Below are 1,718 nucleotides of genomic sequence, written 5' to 3'. Positions count from 1 at the left end.
CTGACCGCCGTCCACCATGTCTTCCATGCCGAGCACAACCGGCTGCTGGAACACACCAAGGAACAGGTGCTCGCTACCGGAGACCTCGAGTTCATCAACGAATGGCTCAATGAGGACATAGGGGCACTGCCCGCCGGGCAGGCCGAAATCGATGCGCTCGACTGGAACGGCGAACGCCTCTTCCAGGCCGCCAAGTTCGGCACCGAAATGCAATATCAGCATCTCGTCTTCGAGGAATTCGCGCGCAAGATCCAGCCGCAGATCGATGTCTTCCTCGTCCCGGACGGCTTCGATTACACGATCGATCCGGCCATATTCGCCGAGTTCGCCCACGTCGTCTATCGGTTCGGCCACTCGATGCTGACCGAATCGATCGACCGTTTCGACCCGAACTTCGCTCCGGACCACATCACCCTGATCGAAGGGTTCCTCAATCCAGTCGAGTTCGCCACGAGCGGCACCGCCGCCGAAGTGGCCGGCTCGATCGTCCGCGGCATGACTCGCCAGGTGGGCAGCGAGATCGATGAATTCGTCACCGACGCGCTGCGCAACAACCTGCTCGGCCTCCCGCTCGACTTGGCGACGATCAACCTCGCTCGCGGCCGAGACACCGGCGTCCCCTCGCTGAATGCCGCGCGGCGCGAATTCTACGAGGCGACGAACAACGCCGCGGAGCTCAAGCCCTATGAGAGCTGGACCGACTTCGCGGGGAATCTCAAGAACGAGGCGTCGATCATCAACTTCGTCGCCGCCTACGGCCTGCACCCGCTGATCACGGCGCAGACCACCGTCGAAGGCAAGCGTGATGCAGCGATGACCATCATCACCGGCACGTCCTTCGGCGGCTTCGAGGTTCCGGCCGACCGGCTGGAATTCCTCAACAGCACCGGCGCGTGGGCCAGCCTGGAGGGCGGCATAACGACCACAGGACTCGATAACGTCGACCTGTGGATCGGCGGCCTTGCCGAGCAGACGATGCCGTTCGGCGGCATGCTCGGTTCCACGTTCAACTTCGTCTTCGAGATGCAGATGGAGAATCTGCAGAGCGGCGACCGCTTCTACTACCTCCAGCGGCTCGATGGCTTGCACCTCTTCGGCGAAATGGAAAATAATTCGTTCGCGGCGATGATCATGCGCAACACCAATGCGGTGCATCTGCCCTCGGACGTCTTCTCCACGCCTGGCTTCATCCTCGAGGTCGATCAGACCCAGCAATATACAGGGCTGGGCGCGGAAGGCCGCGACGACCCGGTGGGCGGGACGATCCTGACGCCGCTCGTCATCCGCGACAATCCGAGCACGCCGGGCGCCGACCCCAATTATCTGCGCTATACCGGCGGCGACCATGTCGTCCTCGGCGGCACGGCGGCCAATGATACGCTGATCGCCGGCATCGGTGACGACACGCTTTACGGCGACGGCGGCAACGACCGGCTGGAAGGCAATTTCGGCAACGACATCATCAACGGGGGCGATGGCGACGACATCATCCGCGACTCCGGAGGGGACGACAATATCAAGGCCGGCAACGGCAACGATGTCGTCCATGCCGGTCCAGGCCTGGATCTCGTCATGGGCGGCGCGGGCAAGGACTTCATCGTTACCGGCACCGACGCCGGAACCGAGGTCTTCGCCGGAGAAGGCGACGACTTCATCCTCGGCAACAAGACGGCCGAGCGAATTCTCGGCAACGAGGGCGACGACTGGATCCAGATCGG

1 protein-coding gene is annotated in these 1,718 nt (G+C 62.9%); it reads left to right on the top strand.

The features are described from left to right. Positions 1-1,718, top strand: a 1,718-nt coding sequence (locus EKM57_RS21640; protein WP_371414166.1) for a peroxidase family protein, incomplete at its 3' end; no start/stop codon positions are given.

Origin of the sequence: Sphingosinicella sp. CPCC 101087 (assembly GCF_004151485.1) — a bacterium.
Taxonomy (GTDB): Bacteria; Pseudomonadota; Alphaproteobacteria; order Sphingomonadales; family Sphingomonadaceae; genus Allosphingosinicella.
Note: the sequence above shows the minus strand (reverse complement) of the source record. Positions and strands in the feature narration are given on the sequence as shown.